Genomic DNA, 14,476 nt, shown 5'->3' on the forward strand with positions numbered 1-14,476 from the left:
GATGGTGTTGACGGCCATCAGTGATCCGATGAATATGAATCGACGGACGTCCGGATCCACTGGCGAGGGGACAGCAGCCGGATGCGACGCAGCACGCTCGGACACAGCGCGGTCGAGATCACCGAACTGTCCTTCGGGGCGTCCGGCATCGGCAATCTCTACACACCCGTCGGCCCCGAGGACGCCGTCGCCACGGTCGACGCCGCCTGGGACGTGGGCATCCGCGCCTTCGACACCGCACCCCACTACGGGCTCGGACTGGCGGAACGACGACTCGGCGAGGCGCTCCGTGCCCGGCCGCGCGGCTCGTACACGCTCTCCACGAAGGTCGGCCGGCTGCTCGAGCCGTGCCCCGTGGCGGGCGACGACCTGGCCCACGGCTTCGCCGTACCCGCCGACCACCGCCGGGTATGGGACTTCAGCGCCGACGGCGTCCTCCGCGGACTCGAGGACAGCCTCCGACGCCTCGGCCTCGACCGCGTCGACGTCGTCCACCTCCACGACCCCGACGACCACGCGGAGGCCGCCTTCCGGCACGCCTACCCGGCGCTGGAAAGACTGCGGGCGGAAGGCGTCGTCGGCGCGATCGGCGCGGGCATGAACCAGGCGGCGATGCTGGCCCGCTTCCTGCGCGACACCGACGTCGACGCCGTCCTGTGCGCCGGCCGCTACACACTCCTCGACCAGAGCGCCCTCACCGACCTGCTGCCGGAGGCGGCGGCCCGCGGCAAGAGCGTCGTCGTCGGCGGCGTGTACAACTCCGGGCTCCTCGCCGATCCCCGCCCCGGCGCCCGCTACGACTACACCACCGCACCGCCGCACCTCGTGGCGCGCGCCCTGCGCCTCAAGGAGGCCGCAGAACGCCACGGCGTACCCCTTCGTGCCGCCGCCCTCCACTACTCCCTCGGCCATCCGGCCGTGGCGGGCGTCCTCACCGGCGCCCGGTCCGCCGCCGAGGTACGCGACACCGCCGAACAGCTCGCCACACCCGTACCGGCCGTGCTCTTCGACGAACTGCGCGCGGAGGGACTGCTGCCGGACACGCCCCGTCGCGCGCCGAGGGCGCCCGGCGGCGCCGGAGCGGCGCAGCGGTGAACGTCGTCGACGCGCACCACCACGTGTGGGACGTCTCCGTACGGGACCAGGAGTGGATCAGCGGCCGGGCGATGGCCCCGATCCGGCGCTCGTTCGGCATCGACGACCTGACGCCCCTGGCCCGTGCCGCGGGGGTGCGCGCCACCGTGCTCGTCCAGACGGTGTGCACGGTGGAGGAGACCCCCGAGCTCCTTACGCTCGCCGCCGCCGACAACCTCGTCGCCGGGGTCGTCGGATGGACCGACCTCACCGCCCCCGGCGTCGCCGACACCCTCTGCGCCCTCCGCGAACTCCCCGGCGGCCACCGGCTCGTCGGCGTCCGCCACCAGGTCCAGAGCGAACCGGACCCCCGCTGGCTGCTGCGCCCCGACGTCCTGCGCGGCCTCGCCGCCGTCGCGGAGGCCGGACTCGCCTACGACCTCGTGGTGCTGCCGCACCAGCTGCCCGCGGCGGCCGTGGCGGCGGCCGGCGTGCCCGGACTGACCTTCGTCCTCGACCACCTCGGCAAGCCGCCCGTCGCCTCGGCCCCGGCCGAACTCCAGCCCTGGGCACGGGCGGTACGCGCCCTGGCGGCGCACCCCAACACCGTCTGCAAGCTCTCCGGTCTGGTCACCGAGGCCGACTGGTCCTCCTGGACCGTCGCCGTACTGCGCCCCTGGGCGGACACGGTGCTGGACGCCTTCGGACCGGACCGGCTGATGTTCGGTTCCGACTGGCCGGTGTGCAACCTCGCCGCCGGCTACGCCGAGGTCCTCGACGCCGCCCGCGCGCTGACCGGGCACCTCGGCGAGGAGGAGCGGCGCGCCGTCTTCGAAGGCACGGCGACCCGCGTCTACGGCCTCCAAGGCCCACCCCCCAGGGAGGCCACCGCGTGAGCCGATCCGGCGCGCGGGGCGCCGCCCGCTGCGGCAGGGTGGGGGTATGCCCGAACTGCCCGAGGTCGAAGCGCTACGGGAGTTCCTCGACGCCCGACTCGTGGGCCGGAGGATCGAACGTGTGCTGCCGGTGGCCATCAGCGTGCTCAAGACCTACGACCCGCCGCTCTCCGCCGTCGAAGGAACGGAAGTCGCCGCCGTTCAACGGCGCGGCAAGTGGCTCGACATCACCACAGGCGACCTCCACCTCGTCGCCCATCTCGCCCGCGCGGGCTGGCTCCAGTGGAAGGACGAGCTCCCCGCGCAGCCGCCCCGACCCGGCAAAGGACCGCTGGCGCTGCGGACGGTGCTGGCCGGGGGCGGCGGCTTCGACCTGACGGAGGCAGGGACCACCAAGCGGCTCGCCGTGCACGTCGTCCGGGATCCGGCGGAGGTGCCCGGTGTGGCGCGGCTCGGACCCGACCCGCTCTCCGACGACTTCGACCGTGCCGCCTTCGCCAGGGTGCTCGAGGGGGAGCGGCGCCAGATCAAGGGCGCGTTGCGCGACCAGAGTCTGATCGCGGGCATCGGCAACGCGTACAGCGACGAGATCCTGCACGCCGCCAGGATGTCGCCCTTCAAACCCGTGCAGAACCTCAGCGGCGAAGAGACGGACACCCTGTACGAGGCGCTGCGGACCACCCTCGCCGAGGCCGTGGAACGTTCACGGGGACTGGCGGCGGGCCGGCTCAAGTCGGAGAAGAAGAGTGGCATGCGCGTCCACGGCCGCACCGGCCGACCGTGCCCCGTGTGTGGCGACACCGTCCGTGAAGTGGCCTTCAGCGACTCGTCGTTGCAGTACTGCCCCACCTGCCAGACCGGTGGCCGCCCGCTCGCGGACCGCCGGCTCTCCCGGCTGCTCAAGTGACGCCGGCCGTTCTCCCGCTCACCGGGTGAGGCCCGGCCGGCAGCGCTTCAGCCGCCGATCGACAGCAGCCGCTCCCCGCTCTCCGCCCGGACCTCCCAGCGGCCGATCTCCGCCGTGTGCAGGCCGGTGCTCGCCTCGAGGTCCAGCGGCCCCTCCCGGCCGGGCCCTTCGCGTACGCCGTACCCGCCCTCCGGCACCCACCAGCTCAGGACGGGGTGCTCCACCCCGTCCTTGCCGATCGCAACGAGCCGGCAGGTGCGCGGCCCCGCGAGCCCGGTGAGCCGCATCGCGACCGCCGTGCCCCAGCCGCGGTCCTCCAGCGCCACGGAGGCCGTGACGCCCGTCGCCGGATCCGAGGCGACGACCCGCGGCGGCGCGGACTCCCCGGTTCCCCGGACCGTCATCACCGCGGTGGGCAGCGCGACGATCAGCGACGCGGCCACGGCCACCAGCGCCAGCCGTCGCCGGCGGCTCCGCCGACGCTGCACCACCACCGCGCCGAGGAGCCGCTCGAGCAGCTTCGGACCGGGGCGGGCGTCGATCCGGCCGGGACCGGCGAGCTCGGACAGCGCGCCGGCCAGGGCGGTGAAGTCGGACAGCCCCACGGCGCACGTGACACAACCGGCAAGGTGCTCCTCGAACCGGAACGCGTCGGCCGGTTCCAGGATGCCGAGCGCGTAGGCGGCCACATCCAGGTGCGGCTGCTGCCGGCTCATGGGCGGTCCTCGTTTCCTCAAGGTGTTACGGGCGGTCACCCTGGAATACGCAGCGGGAAGGCGATGCGCTCAACCCGTCGGCGAGACGAGCGCGATCGCAAAGCGGGCCGTCCTTCCGTAGCCGTGCCGGCTACCCTTCCGGGGGCGTGGCGGCCGCCCTTCCGGGGGCGTGGCGGCCGCCCTTCAGGGGCGTGGCCGCGCCGCGCGGACCACGCCTAGACTCCGCTGCATGCTGCGCGTACTGGCTGTCGACGACGAGAAACCGGCACTCGAAGAGCTGCTCTACCTCCTGCGTGCCGACTCACGGATCCGCAGCGCCGAAGGCGCCACCGACGCCACGGAGGCGCTGCGCCGCATCGGCCGGGCCCTGGAAGCGGGACCGGACGGCGAGGACGCCATCGACGTCGTCTTCCTGGACATCCACATGGCGGGGCTGACCGGGCTCGACGTCGCCAGGCTGCTCGCCGGTTTCGCCAGGCCGCCGCTGATCGTGTTCGTCACGGCCCACGAGGGGTTCGCGGTCCAGGCGTTCGACCTCAAGGCCGTCGACTACGTCCTCAAGCCGGTCCGCAGGGAACGGCTCGCCGAAGCCGTGCGCCGGGTCCGCGACCTGGTCGTCCCCCTGCGGGAACCCCAGCGGCCGGACGCGCGGCCCGCCGCCCCTGCTCACCTCCCGCCGGGCGCTGCCGCACCGGCCGCACCGGTGGTGCCGAACGGAGGGGGAGCGGAGCAGATCCCGGTGGAACTCGGCGGAGTGACCCGCTTCGTGCCGGTGGACGAGATCACGTACGTCGAGGCCCAGGGCGACTACGCCCGGCTCCACACCGCCGCGGGCAGCCATCTGGTCCGTATCCCGCTGTCCGCCCTGGAGGAGCGCTGGGCCTCCCGCGGGTTCGTCCGCATACATCGCAGCCACCTGGTGGCCCTGGGACGCATCGACGAACTGAGGCTGGACGCCGGCACGACGACCGTCCGGGTCGGGGACGCCGAACTGGCGGTCAGCCGCCGGCACGCCCGTCAGCTCCGTGACCTGCTGCTGCGGCACGCGCGGGGCTGAGGCGACCGTTCGGCGATCATCGCCGACCGTTCGTCGCCCCGACCGGGCCGCACGGCGACGCGGCACCGTGACCGGCCCCCGCGGAAGCGGCCCGCGCCTAACCTTGGCCGGGCCGGAAGAAGGGGCCTGATGCGCGACATCGAAGCACTGCTGGACGAGCTCCGCAGGCTCCCGTCGAGCCGCCCCGCCGACGCCGGGGACCTCGAAGCGCTGCTCGCCACCGTCAGGAGTGCCGCCGGCCGCTGGGCGGACGTGCTCTACGAGATCCGGGAGTCGGCGCGGGGAATCGCCGGCCCGCGCGGAGAAGCGGCCCTCGAGGTCGCGTTCCGCAGGGCCGAGGAGTCCTACGTGGAGCTGGAGATCGCCCTGAGCGACTGCGCCCGGAACCCCGGTTGTTGACGGGGCGCGGTACCGCCGGGAGGCCTGCCCCAGGGACGGCGCCGTTCCTCTCTACCGTCGGTAATCGTCCCTGCGTAGACTCCACCATCTCCCCGAGTTCGCCGAGAGACGCTGGAGCGGACGCCGATGTCTGCAGACCAAACGCCACGCCGTGAGGTGGTCACCGGTGTGCCGCGCGGCACCCGCCGCCCGCCCGGCCACGCCCCGGCCCGCTCGGAGATCAGCGAGCAGACCACCCTCGGCACCACCTACGTACGGTCGCTCATGCGAAGCCAGCTGCGGGCCGCCCTCTACGCGCTCGGTACGCTCGCGCTGCTCGTCGGCACACTGCCGCTGCTGTTCGCGCTGCCCGCGGCCCTCGGCGGTTCCCCCGGGTCGCCGGAGCCCTTCGCGTGGATCGCGCTCGGCGTGGCGGTCTACCCCGTCATGTGGCTGATCGCCCGCTGGTACGTGCGCCGGGCCGAGCGCAACGAACGCGACTTCACCAGGCTCGTCGAAGGCCGCTGACGGTGCCCGCGGGAGAAACCACGTGAACCAGACCTACGCGGTGACCGCCGTCACCGTCGTGGTGCTCGCCACCGTGCTCGTCGGCGCGCTCGGCCTGCGAATATCCCGCACCACCTCGGACTTCTACGTCGCCTCCCGCACCGTCAAGCCCGCTCTCAACGCGGCCGCCATCAGCGGCGAGTACCTCTCCGCCGCGTCGTTCCTCGGCATCGCGGGGCTCGTGCTCCTCCAGGGCCCCGACATGCTCTGGTACCCGGTCGGCTACACGGCCGGCTATCTCGTCCTGCTGGTGCTCGTCGCCGCCCCGCTGCGCCGGTCCGGCGCGTACACGCTCTCCGACTTCGCGGAGGCGCGCCTGGAGTCCGCCCAGGTCCGCAGGCTCGCGAGCCTCTTCGTCGTCGGCATCGGCTGGCTCTATCTGCTGCCGCAGCTTCAGGGCGCGGGTCTGACCCTGCAGATCCTCACGGGGGCGCCGGACTGGCTCGGCAGCGTCGTCGTCGCGTTCGTCGTCACCGGGGCGGTGGCCGCCGGCGGCATGCGGAGCATCACCTTCGTGCAGGCCTTCCAGTACTGGCTGAAGCTCACGGCGCTGCTGGTGCCCGCGCTGTTCCTCGTCGCCGCGTGGGTCGGCGACGACGCCCCCCGGGCCCGGTTCGACGCGCCCGCCGTGTTCCAGAAGCACACCGCCGTCCGCGTCGACGACACCGTCCGCGTCGACTTCGACGGCGCGCTGACGCTCACCGTCTCCGGCACGGTCGACGGCGTGCGGCACGACGGCCGGCCCGTCGCCCTCGACGAGGGGACCCATCGCATCGAGTCGGGAACGACCCTGCGTTTCCCGGAAGGCGCCGAGGTGCCCCGGCGGACCACCGAGGGCTCCGACCCGCTGAGCTGGTCGCAGCCGCTGTCCGGCGGCCGGGACGGCTACCAGCTGTACGCCACCTACGGCCTGATCCTCGCCACGTTCCTCGGCACCATGGGCCTGCCGCACGTCGCCGTCCGCTTCTACACCAGCCCCAACGGACGTGCCGCCCGCCGCACCACCCTCGTCGTGCTCGGCCTGATCGGCGCCTTCTACCTGCTCCCGCCGGTCTACGGCGCGCTCGGCCGCGTCTACGCGCCCGAACTGGCACTCACCGGAGCCGCGGACGCCGCCGTGCTGGTACTCCCGGAACGGATCATCGGCGGGCTCGCCGGCGAACTGCTCGGGGCGCTGCTCGCCGGAGGCGCGTTCGCCGCGTTCCTGTCCACGGCCTCCGGCCTGACCATGTCGGTGGCCGGTGTGATCACCCAGGACGTACTGCCCTCGCGGGGCGTACGGCACTTCCGGCTCGCGACGCTGCTCGCGATGGCCGCGCCGCTGGCGCTGAGCGTGGTGGCGACGAACGTGCCGGTCGCCGACGCGGTCGGACTCGCGTTCGCCGTCTCCGCCTCCTCGTTCTGCCCGCTGCTGATCCTCGGCATCTGGTGGCGCCGGCTCACCCCGCCGGGAGCGGCAGCGGGTCTCGTCGTCGGAGGAGGCGCCGCGCTGACCGCGGTGATGGCCACGCGCGCCGGACTGGCCCCGGAGGGCTGGGCGCACACCCTGATGGCGTGGCCCGCGGTCTGGTCGGTGCCGCTGGGCTTCCTGACCATGGTCGGCGTCTCCCTGGCAACCCCGCGCCACATACCGGCCGGCGCCGCGGCCACCCTCGCCCGCCTGCATCTGCCGGAGGACCTCGTGGGCAGGCCGCAGCACGAAGGAGTACCGCGATGACCGGGACCGGGATCGCCGCGCTGGCCGCGGCGGGGATCGTGCTGCTGGCCATGGGCACGGTGCTCGGCCGGCTGACGGCCGGACGCGGGGGGCGGGGGGACCTCGATCTCGGGACGCCCGTCGAACGGGCCACCTTCCACACGCTGCACACCGCGTCCCTCGCCGCGCCGCCGCTGCGGGCCGGGCTGACGGAGGACACGGCACGCAAGGCGGCGCGGCGGCTGCGCCCGCTGCTCGGCACGGAGGCGCTGTGCCTCACCGACCGGGACGCTGTGCTCGCCTGGGACGGGCCAGGGGCCGACCGGCACCGGCAGCAGGTGATGGACCTGGTCGCCGAGGTGCTCGACTCCGGGCGCAGCCGATGCGTCCACGCGGAGTGCGACGAGCTGGAGTGCCCGCTGCGCTGGGTCGTCATCGCGCCGCTGACCGGGGAGGAGGGGGTGCTGGGCGCGTTGGTCGCCTACGGTTCCCGGGAGTCGGCCGTACTGGTGCGGGCCGCCTCCGAGGTGGCCCGCTGGGTCTCCGTACAGCTGGAACTCGCCGAGCTCGACCGGTCCCGCACCCGTCTGATCGAGGCGGAGATCCGTGCCCTGCGCGCGCAGATCTCGCCGCACTTCATCTTCAACTCGCTCGCCGCGATCGCGTCCTTCGTCCGTACCGATCCCGAGCGTGCCCGTGAGCTGCTGCTGGAGTTCGCCGACTTCACGCGCTACTCGTTCCGGAGGCACGGCGAGTTCACCCAGCTCGCCGACGAACTGCGCTCCATCGAGCAGTATCTGGCGCTCGCCGGGGCGCGCTTCGGCGACCGGCTCAAGGTCACGCTCCAGGTCGCCCCCGAGGTCCTGCCGGTCACTCTGCCGTTCCTGTGCCTGCAGCCCCTCGTCGAGAACGCCGTCAAGCACGGTCTCGAGGACTCCAGGAACGAGCGCCGCATCATGATCGCCGCGCAGGACGCGGGAGCGGAGGCGATGGTGATCATCGAGGACGACGGGGTCGGCATGGATCCCGAGGTGCTGCGCGGCATCCTCGCCGGAGAGCGCTCCACCGCGTCGGGCATCGGCCTGAGCAACGTCGACGAGCGGCTGCGCCAGGTGTACGGGGACGATTACGGCCTGGTCATCGAGACCGCCGTCGGCGCCGGTATGAAGATCACCGTCCGGATCCCGAAGTACCGTGCGGGGGTCCACTCCTCGGCGGGTCCGCGGCCCTGACCGGTGCCCCGCTCACCACAAATGGACGGCAAGGTGCCCGAGAGGGAGGCCCAGCTCCCAAGCGGGCAGCCATACCTGGGCCGCCTCGTCCGGTGAGGCGGCCGGGGGACGGGAGGGATGCCACGGCTCGAGGCCGCCGAGGTCGGTGGCGAGCAGTTCGGTGTCGCACAGCCGGCGCCAGGCGTCCGCGGCGAGCGCCAGGTCAGGGTCCTCGCAGCCGTGCCGCACCCGTTCGGCCCGCACCCCGAGCTGCTCCCGTACCCACTGCGCCCAGGGGTACCCGTAGGACGTGACCGTCAGCCAGTGGTCGATCCTGGCCGCCGTGGACCCGCCGGAGAGCGGCTCCCCGCCGTCGCACAGATGGATCGTGAGCGCGAGCGTCCGCCGCCCCGCCCGGAACTCGAGCGAGTCCGCCTCCACGAGGGCGCCGGTGCGCAGCATCTCGTCGGCGGTGTATTCGGCGCAGAGCCACGCCATGGGGACCGCGAGCCCGCCTCCGCTGGTTCCGTTCGTGCTACCGGGCTGCACGCTGCTTCACCTTCTCCCGTACGACTGCGCTGGCGTCCGACCACGAGCCTCCACACGAGCCTCCACCGACAGACACGGCGAGGAGGGCCGGTTTGCTCAACTGGCGCGTGACGTTTCGCATATGGCCGTCCGGCGCCCGTGACCGGTGGGGGAGGCGGTCATCACCGAGGCGTCCGTGGCGGAAGTGGTGGTGCGCCTGCTGTACCCGGGCAGGCAGCGGGCGAGGGCCCGCAGCGCGTAGTGCGAGCGTGATTTGACCGTGCCCGGCGGAATGCCGAGCGCCTGGGCGGCCTCGTTGACGCTCAGCCCGTGGAAGTAGATCTGGACGAGGACGGCGCGGTGTTCGGGGCTCAGCTCACCGACCGCGGCGCGTACGTCCAGAGCGGCCACCGCGCTCTCCGTCACGTCGGCCGGGTCCGGCGTGGTGGCGAGCACGCCGTCGCCGATCTCCGTGGGGCGTGCCATCCGGGAGCGCCGGGCGTCTATGGCGAGGCGGCGCCCCACGGTGAAGAGCCAGGGCCGCATCGACTCGTACGGGGCGTCGAAGGCCTCGGGGTGCTGCCATGCCCGTACGAGCGTCTCCTGCAGCAGGTCCTCGGCGCGCTGCTGGTCCCCGTAGGTCAGTCCCAGCAGGAAGCTCAGCAGTGCGGGGCCGTGCTCGCGCTGCAGCTCCGCCATTGCCTGTTCGTCGGTCGTCGCGGTCGCCGTCGCCATTGCCTTCACCCTTCTGCGCAGAGGTCCGCTGCCACGTGGCGTATACGAACGCATCCGGCCACGCGGCGACAGACGGCGTGCGGCGGGCTGTCGGCGAACGGTCGCACCGAGCGGCGAGTGGTGCGATGAACGGTCGACCGGGCCGCCGGAGCCGGCGGAACGCGCAGGTCCGTTGAGGCGACCACGTCGGCTGTGTCGCTTGACTCGGCGGTTCCTCCCCTGTGGATTCAATTCGTCGGATATACCGTTAATCACACAATTGGGAGGTCGGTCGACGATGACACGCGCGCGACCCGCACCACGGGCCACGGCGGCCCTCTGCGCCGTGCTGCTCGCGGGAGCCGCCGGGTGTGCCGGACAGCAGGACACCGGCCCGTCGGCGTCGCCCCGGAAAGGCCCGGCCCGCACCGCGCCCTCCGAGGCGGCCGGCGCACCCGCCGCCCCACGCGGCTTCACACTCGTGGCCACCGGGGACGTCCTCCCGCACGCCTCGATCATCCAGCAGGCCCAACTGGACGCGGGCGGCACCGGGTACGACTTCCGTCCCATGCTCGCGGGCGTCGGCCCGGTCGTCTCCCGCGCCGACATCGCCCTCTGCCACATGGAGACCGTCTACGGCGAGAACGGGAACTACAGCGGCTACCCCAGCTTCAAATCGCCCCCGGAGATCGCCACGGCGCTCGCCGGCGTCGGCTACGACTCGTGCTCCACGGCCTCCAACCACACCCTCGACGACGGCGTCGCCGGTGTGCGCCGCACCCTGGACGCGCTCGACCGCGCGGGCGTCGAGCACGCCGGCTCCGCACGCACCCCGCAGGAGGCGGAGGAACCGGCGTGGCTGACGGCCGGCGGCGCCACAGTGGCCCAGCTGGCCTACACGTACGGGACCAACGCCGAACCGCTGCCCGAGGAGGAGTCCTGGGCGGTCGACCTCATCGACGAGCAGCGCATCATCGACGACGCCCGCGCGGCAAGGAGCGCCGGGGCCGACGTCGTGGTCGTCAGCCTGCACTGGGGCACCGAATGGCAGACCGATCCCGATCAGCAACAGCTCGACCTCGGCCGCTCCCTCACCGCCTCCACCACCGGCGGACGCCCCGACATCGACCTGATCCTCGGCACCCACGCGCACGTCCCCCAGGCGTACGAGAAGGTCAACGGCACCTGGGTCGTCTACGGCATGGGCGACCAGATCGCCGGTGACATGATCAACAACGACGGGGCGCAGGACCCGCGCGGGAACCAGGGCACCATCGCCCGCTTCTCCTTCGCGCCGCCCGCCACCACCGGCGGGCGCTGGGAGGTAACGAAGGCCGAGTACATCCCGCAGTGGATGGACACCGGCGCCGGCCGCGTCGTCAACCTGCCCGAGGTACTGCGTCGCGAAGGGCCGCGCGGCGACCGGCTCGAGGCGCAGGCCGCCATCACCTCCGCCGTGCTCAGCCGCGGAGCCGCCCAGGACGGTCTCACCATGGGCCGCTGACCGCGACGGGACGGGGCCGGGCGGTTCAGGGGACGACGGTCACCGGCCACCGCCCGGCCTTCACCAGCCGGACCGCCACCGAGCCCATGAAGCGGTGGCCGGCCGACTCGGAGGCACCCACCACCACCGCGTCCGCCTTGAGCTCGTCCGCGGCCGTCACCAGGCCGGTGTACGGGTCCCCGCGCACGGTGTGGAACTCCCAGCGCACGTCCCAGATGCCCCGCACCCGCTCGGCGGCTGCCCGCACCTCCGCGACCAGCCCCTCCGCGATCTCCCCGGTCGTCTCCGCGACCGGCACCCCGTAGGCGGCGCCCGCCGGCATCACCGGCTGCACGTACACCACCGCGAGCAGCGCGCCCTGCCGCCGGGCGAGGCCGCTCGCGTACGCCGCCGCACGAAGCGAGGAGTCGGAGCCGTCGAGGCCCGCGACGATCACCTTCGGGCCGTCGGTGCCGCGTTCGAACCGGTGGGGCGGGTGCTCTGTCACACCTACGAGGTTATCCGCTCCGGCCGGCCGCCCGACGGGTCGTCCGGTACCGGCCGCCGCGCTCCTTCGCCGCTGCTCCCATCGGGTGTTTTCCCCGCTGGAACCGGTGTTGATCAGGCCGTGGACGCCTGCGCCGTGCGAGCAGTTGGCCATGAAGAAGGATCAGCCGCTTCCCGGTCGCCGCTCGATGTTCCGCATCGCCGCATGCCTCGGCGCCGCCGCGGTCGGCGGCCTTCTCGTCCATGAGCGGGCCGAGACCCCGGGACGCGCCCCCGACGGTGCCGGACCGGTCGCGGGCCCGTCGGCCGCCGCCGCTCCGCCGAAGGCGACGTCCTACCGGTTGCGGCCCATGACGGCCTTCGCCCCGCCGGCCCTGCGGCGGGCGAAGCCGCCCGTTCGCAAGCGGCCCTTCCTCGAGGTCCCGGACACGGGCCGCGCCATGGTGCTCACCTTCGACGACGGCCCGGACCCCCGCTACACCCCGGACATCCTCGCCGTCCTGCGCGAGCACGAGGTGCGGGCCATGTTCTTCGTCTGCGGCGAGATGGCGACCCACAACCGCGACCTGCTGCGCGAGATGGCCGCCGACGGCCACGCCGTCGGCAACCACACCTGGTCGCACCCGCTGATCCCGACGCTGCCGCCGTCCAGGATCCGCGACCAGCTGGGGCGCACCAGCGAGGTGATCGAGAAGACGCTCGGCGAGGCGCCGCTCTGGTACCGGGCGCCCTACGGCGCCTGGAACAGGCACTCGTTCGAGATCGGCGCCGATCTCGGCATGGAGCCGCTCGGCTGGACCGTCGACACCCTCGACTGGATGCGGCCGGGCACCTCGACGATCGTCCGGCGTGTCCTGCGGGGCGCGGCGCCCGGCGTGATCGTCCTCTCGCACGACGCGGGCGGGAACCGGTCGCAGAGTGTGTCGGCGCTGCGCCGGTATCTGCCGGAGCTGCTCGACGAGGGCTACCGGATCACGGTGCCGCGCCGCTGACCCTGCCTCAGGTGACCTTGACCATACGGGCGAAGACGACGACGTTGCCGTCGTACCCGCCCGCCTTGGAGTAGCCGCCGCCGCAGGTGATCACCCGCAGTTCCGGCTGGCCGGTGTCCGCGTACACCCGCACCCCGGGGAAGTCGTTCTTGGAGAACACCTCGACGCCGTACACCTCGAAGACGGCGACGCGGCCGTCGAAGCGCGGTACGTCGATCAGCTGCCCCGTCTTGACGGACCCGAGGCCGTAGAAGACGGCCGGGCCGGCCTGGTTGTCGACGTGCCCCACGATGACGGCGGTGCCGCGCTGCCCGGGGGAGATGCCGTTCTGGTACCAGCCGGCGAGGTTGGGATCGTTCGGCTCCGGAGCGGCCACCCAGCCGTCCTGGTCCAGTCCGACGTGCACGATCGGGGCGTCCACCTTGATCGAGGGGATGCGCACCCGGGCCGCGGCGGCGTACGGCAGCGGCTCCAGCGGCACGGGCAGGAACGTCTCGCCCGCCCGGTCCTGCGACGCGGCGGCCGCGGGCTGAGGCGGTCCGAGGCCCACGTCCACACCGTTCTTGACCATTGCGATGCCGGTGAGCATCACGAGAGCCAGTACGCCCCAGGGCGAGCGTCTCCTCGTCTCCCTGCCGTACCTGTCCTGGCCCATGGTTCTCCCTTCGCGCGCTTGTGGGCACGCTAAGCGGGGTGCCGCACTCCGGCGAGGGGGAAAGCGCGAACGGGTGGCCGGTGCCACTGGTGATGACCCATCCGGGTATTCGGCCCCCAAAAACTTCTGACGGTCTGTGACCTGCGGCTCCGTCAGATCAAGGGGCCCACGGTCGGCGTGTCGTCTCACCGGGGTGGACCAAGGCCGAAATGCGATGAAAGCACCATCCGGTGATCGTTCGTCATGGAAGACGTACTCGTCGAATATCCCGGAGCACGGCTTTGGGGCGTCTTTCTTCTGGAGGTTCAACGATGCGTGCCTCACGCGCTCTCGCAGCGACGGTGACCGCCTTCGCGGCCGTCGGAATGTGCGCTCCCATGGCGGCCGCCGGTGGCGGCAACGGCCCGAGGAACGTACAGGTCCACCCGTCGTCCGTCTTTCCGGGCGGCATTCTGACCATCACCGTCGACGGTTGCCGGCGCGGTGGTGTGGTCAGCTCGAACGCTTTCCCGGACGCTCCACTCTCCAGTGCCGGCAAGGACCATGGCGGTGACCGGGGTGCCGGCGGCAACGGCGCCGGTGGTAACGGTGATGACCGCGGTGACCGGGGTGCCGGTGGTAACGGTGATGACCGCGGTGACCGGGGTGCTGGTGGCAACGGCGGCGACCGGGGTGCCGGCGGCGACGGTGGTGACCGGGGTAACGGTGGTGACCGCGGTGCCGGCGGCGACGGCGGCGACCGGGGTAACGGCGGCGACCGCGGCACCGGTGGCAATGGTGCCGGCGGCAACGGCGGCGAATCGGTCGCCACCGCCCGCGTGCGCAACAACGCGACGCCCGGCAATTACAGCCTGACCGTCCGGTGCAACGACTCCCGGGAGACCGCCACCGCGTCCTTCCGCGTGCTCCCCGCCCGCGGTGCGCAGGGTGGTCTCGGCGGATCGATCGGACCGACCGACGTCGAGATGGCGATCGGCGCGGGTCTGGTCGCCACGGCGGCCGTCGGCGGCAGCCTGTTCATCGTCCGCCGCCGTCGCTCGGTCGGCGGTCCGGCCTGACCGGTTGAACCTCCCGGTCCGGCCGCGACCGCCCGTC

General features: G+C 73.0%; 16 protein-coding genes. 11 read left to right on the forward strand and 5 right to left on the reverse strand.

What is annotated here, in order from left to right; all coding sequences use genetic code 11:
• The first annotated feature begins 81 nt into the window (after positions 1–81).
• From AB0K36_RS12895 to AB0K36_RS12905, 3 genes are read left to right on the forward strand one after another with little or no spacing between them, the layout of a single operon-like run.
• Positions 82–1,095, forward strand: a complete 1,014-nt coding sequence (locus AB0K36_RS12895; protein WP_364592371.1) for an aldo/keto reductase — start codon at positions 82–84, stop codon at positions 1,093–1,095.
• Positions 1,092–1,970, forward strand: a complete 879-nt coding sequence (locus tag AB0K36_RS12900) for an amidohydrolase family protein (RefSeq protein ID WP_364592374.1) — start codon at positions 1,092–1,094, stop codon at positions 1,968–1,970. The genes AB0K36_RS12895 and AB0K36_RS12900 overlap by 4 nt, the downstream gene beginning before the upstream one ends.
• 46 nt (positions 1,971–2,016) lie before the next feature.
• Positions 2,017–2,877 (forward strand): Fpg/Nei family DNA glycosylase, encoded by an 861-nt coding sequence (locus AB0K36_RS12905; RefSeq protein ID WP_364592377.1) that lies wholly within the window; start codon positions 2,017–2,019, stop codon positions 2,875–2,877.
• A gap of 47 nt (positions 2,878–2,924) precedes the next feature.
• On the opposite strand, the gene AB0K36_RS12910 is transcribed toward AB0K36_RS12905, so the two are convergent.
• Positions 2,925–3,593 (reverse strand): zf-HC2 domain-containing protein, encoded by a 669-nt coding sequence (locus AB0K36_RS12910; RefSeq protein ID WP_364592380.1) that lies wholly within the window; start codon positions 3,591–3,593, stop codon positions 2,925–2,927.
• A 229-nt stretch (positions 3,594–3,822) separates the two neighbouring features.
• Between AB0K36_RS12910 and AB0K36_RS12915 the strand changes: the two genes are divergently transcribed.
• From AB0K36_RS12915 to AB0K36_RS12935, 5 genes are all read left to right on the forward strand, one after another.
• A complete protein-coding gene (locus tag AB0K36_RS12915; RefSeq protein ID WP_364592383.1) occupies positions 3,823–4,650 on the forward strand; it encodes a LytR/AlgR family response regulator transcription factor in 828 nt (275 codons plus the stop codon).
• A gap of 129 nt (positions 4,651–4,779) precedes the next feature.
• Positions 4,780–5,049 (forward strand): hypothetical protein, encoded by a 270-nt coding sequence (locus AB0K36_RS12920; RefSeq protein ID WP_364592386.1) that lies wholly within the window; start codon positions 4,780–4,782, stop codon positions 5,047–5,049.
• 126 nt (positions 5,050–5,175) lie between these two features.
• Positions 5,176–5,556 carry a DUF485 domain-containing protein gene (locus AB0K36_RS12925; RefSeq protein WP_189465420.1) on the forward strand — a complete coding sequence of 127 codons (381 nt, stop codon included), beginning with the start codon at positions 5,176–5,178 and terminating at the stop codon, positions 5,554–5,556.
• Positions 5,557–5,578: 22 nt separating this feature from the next.
• The gene (locus tag AB0K36_RS12930; RefSeq protein ID WP_364592389.1) at positions 5,579–7,312 is read left to right on the forward strand and encodes a sodium/solute symporter; all 1,734 of its coding nucleotides are present in this window, start codon (positions 5,579–5,581) and stop codon (positions 7,310–7,312) included.
• Positions 7,309–8,523, forward strand: coding sequence for a sensor histidine kinase (locus tag AB0K36_RS12935; protein ID WP_364592392.1), 1,215 nt, complete (start codon positions 7,309–7,311; stop codon positions 8,521–8,523). Before AB0K36_RS12930 ends, AB0K36_RS12935 begins: the two co-directional genes overlap by 4 nt.
• A 12-nt stretch (positions 8,524–8,535) precedes the next feature.
• Here AB0K36_RS12935 and AB0K36_RS12940 read toward each other — a convergent pair whose 3' ends face one another.
• Together AB0K36_RS12940 and AB0K36_RS12945 are read right to left on the reverse strand one after the other, a co-directional pair.
• Positions 8,536–9,051, reverse strand: a complete 516-nt coding sequence (locus AB0K36_RS12940) for a hypothetical protein (RefSeq protein WP_364592395.1) — start codon at positions 9,049–9,051, stop codon at positions 8,536–8,538.
• Between the two features lie 96 nt (positions 9,052–9,147).
• Positions 9,148–9,765, reverse strand: coding sequence for a sigma-70 family RNA polymerase sigma factor (locus tag AB0K36_RS12945; RefSeq protein WP_364592398.1), 618 nt, complete (start codon positions 9,763–9,765; stop codon positions 9,148–9,150).
• 277 nt (positions 9,766–10,042) lie between these two features.
• On the opposite strand from AB0K36_RS12945, the gene AB0K36_RS12950 reads away from it, so the two are divergent.
• Positions 10,043–11,248, forward strand: a complete 1,206-nt coding sequence (locus tag AB0K36_RS12950; protein ID WP_364592400.1) for a CapA family protein — start codon at positions 10,043–10,045, stop codon at positions 11,246–11,248.
• Positions 11,249–11,273: 25 nt separating this feature from the next.
• On the opposite strand, the gene AB0K36_RS12955 is transcribed toward AB0K36_RS12950, so the two are convergent.
• Positions 11,274–11,735 carry a universal stress protein gene (locus AB0K36_RS12955; RefSeq protein WP_364592403.1) on the reverse strand — a complete coding sequence of 154 codons (462 nt, stop codon included), beginning with the start codon at positions 11,733–11,735 and terminating at the stop codon, positions 11,274–11,276.
• 151 nt (positions 11,736–11,886) lie between these two features.
• Here AB0K36_RS12955 and AB0K36_RS12960 point away from each other — a divergent pair, with 151 nt between their 5' ends.
• Entirely contained in the window at positions 11,887–12,726 is an 840-nt protein-coding gene (locus AB0K36_RS12960; protein ID WP_364592406.1) for a polysaccharide deacetylase family protein, read from the forward strand.
• 7 nt (positions 12,727–12,733) lie between these two features.
• On the opposite strand, the gene AB0K36_RS12965 is transcribed toward AB0K36_RS12960, so the two are convergent.
• Complete coding sequence (locus AB0K36_RS12965; RefSeq protein WP_364592409.1) at positions 12,734–13,381, reverse strand: class F sortase; 648 nt, start codon at positions 13,379–13,381, stop codon at positions 12,734–12,736.
• Between the two features lie 377 nt (positions 13,382–13,758).
• Here AB0K36_RS12965 and AB0K36_RS12970 point away from each other — a divergent pair, with 377 nt between their 5' ends.
• Positions 13,759–14,439, forward strand: coding sequence for a hypothetical protein (locus AB0K36_RS12970; protein WP_364592411.1), 681 nt, complete (start codon positions 13,759–13,761; stop codon positions 14,437–14,439).
• Positions 14,440–14,476 lie beyond the last annotated feature (37 nt).

This window comes from Streptomyces kurssanovii, from assembly GCF_040677245.1.
GTDB classification, from domain to species: domain Bacteria; phylum Actinomycetota; class Actinomycetes; order Streptomycetales; family Streptomycetaceae; genus Streptomyces; species Streptomyces kurssanovii.

Bases quoted from the DNA above. Each gene is read 5' to 3' on its own strand.
- AB0K36_RS12895 (WP_364592371.1), top strand. From the start codon at position 82: ATGCGACGCAGCACGCTCGGACACAGCGCGGTCGAGATCACCGAACTG.
- AB0K36_RS12905 (WP_364592377.1), top strand. From the start codon at position 2,017: ATGCCCGAACTGCCCGAGGTCGAAGCGCTACGGGAGTTCCTCGACGCC.
- AB0K36_RS12910 (WP_364592380.1), bottom strand. From the start codon at position 3,593: ATGAGCCGGCAGCAGCCGCACCTGGATGTGGCCGCCTACGCGCTCGGC.
- AB0K36_RS12915 (WP_364592383.1), top strand. From the start codon at position 3,823: ATGCTGCGCGTACTGGCTGTCGACGACGAGAAACCGGCACTCGAAGAG.
- AB0K36_RS12920 (WP_364592386.1), top strand. From the start codon at position 4,780: ATGCGCGACATCGAAGCACTGCTGGACGAGCTCCGCAGGCTCCCGTCG.
- AB0K36_RS12925 (WP_189465420.1), top strand. From the start codon at position 5,176: ATGTCTGCAGACCAAACGCCACGCCGTGAGGTGGTCACCGGTGTGCCG.
- AB0K36_RS12935 (WP_364592392.1), top strand. From the start codon at position 7,309: ATGACCGGGACCGGGATCGCCGCGCTGGCCGCGGCGGGGATCGTGCTG.
- AB0K36_RS12945 (WP_364592398.1), bottom strand. From the start codon at position 9,765: ATGGCGACGGCGACCGCGACGACCGACGAACAGGCAATGGCGGAGCTG.
- AB0K36_RS12950 (WP_364592400.1), top strand. From the start codon at position 10,043: ATGACACGCGCGCGACCCGCACCACGGGCCACGGCGGCCCTCTGCGCC.
- AB0K36_RS12960 (WP_364592406.1), top strand. From the start codon at position 11,887: ATGAAGAAGGATCAGCCGCTTCCCGGTCGCCGCTCGATGTTCCGCATC.
- AB0K36_RS12965 (WP_364592409.1), bottom strand. From the start codon at position 13,381: ATGGGCCAGGACAGGTACGGCAGGGAGACGAGGAGACGCTCGCCCTGG.
- AB0K36_RS12970 (WP_364592411.1), top strand. From the start codon at position 13,759: ATGGCGGCCGCCGGTGGCGGCAACGGCCCGAGGAACGTACAGGTCCAC.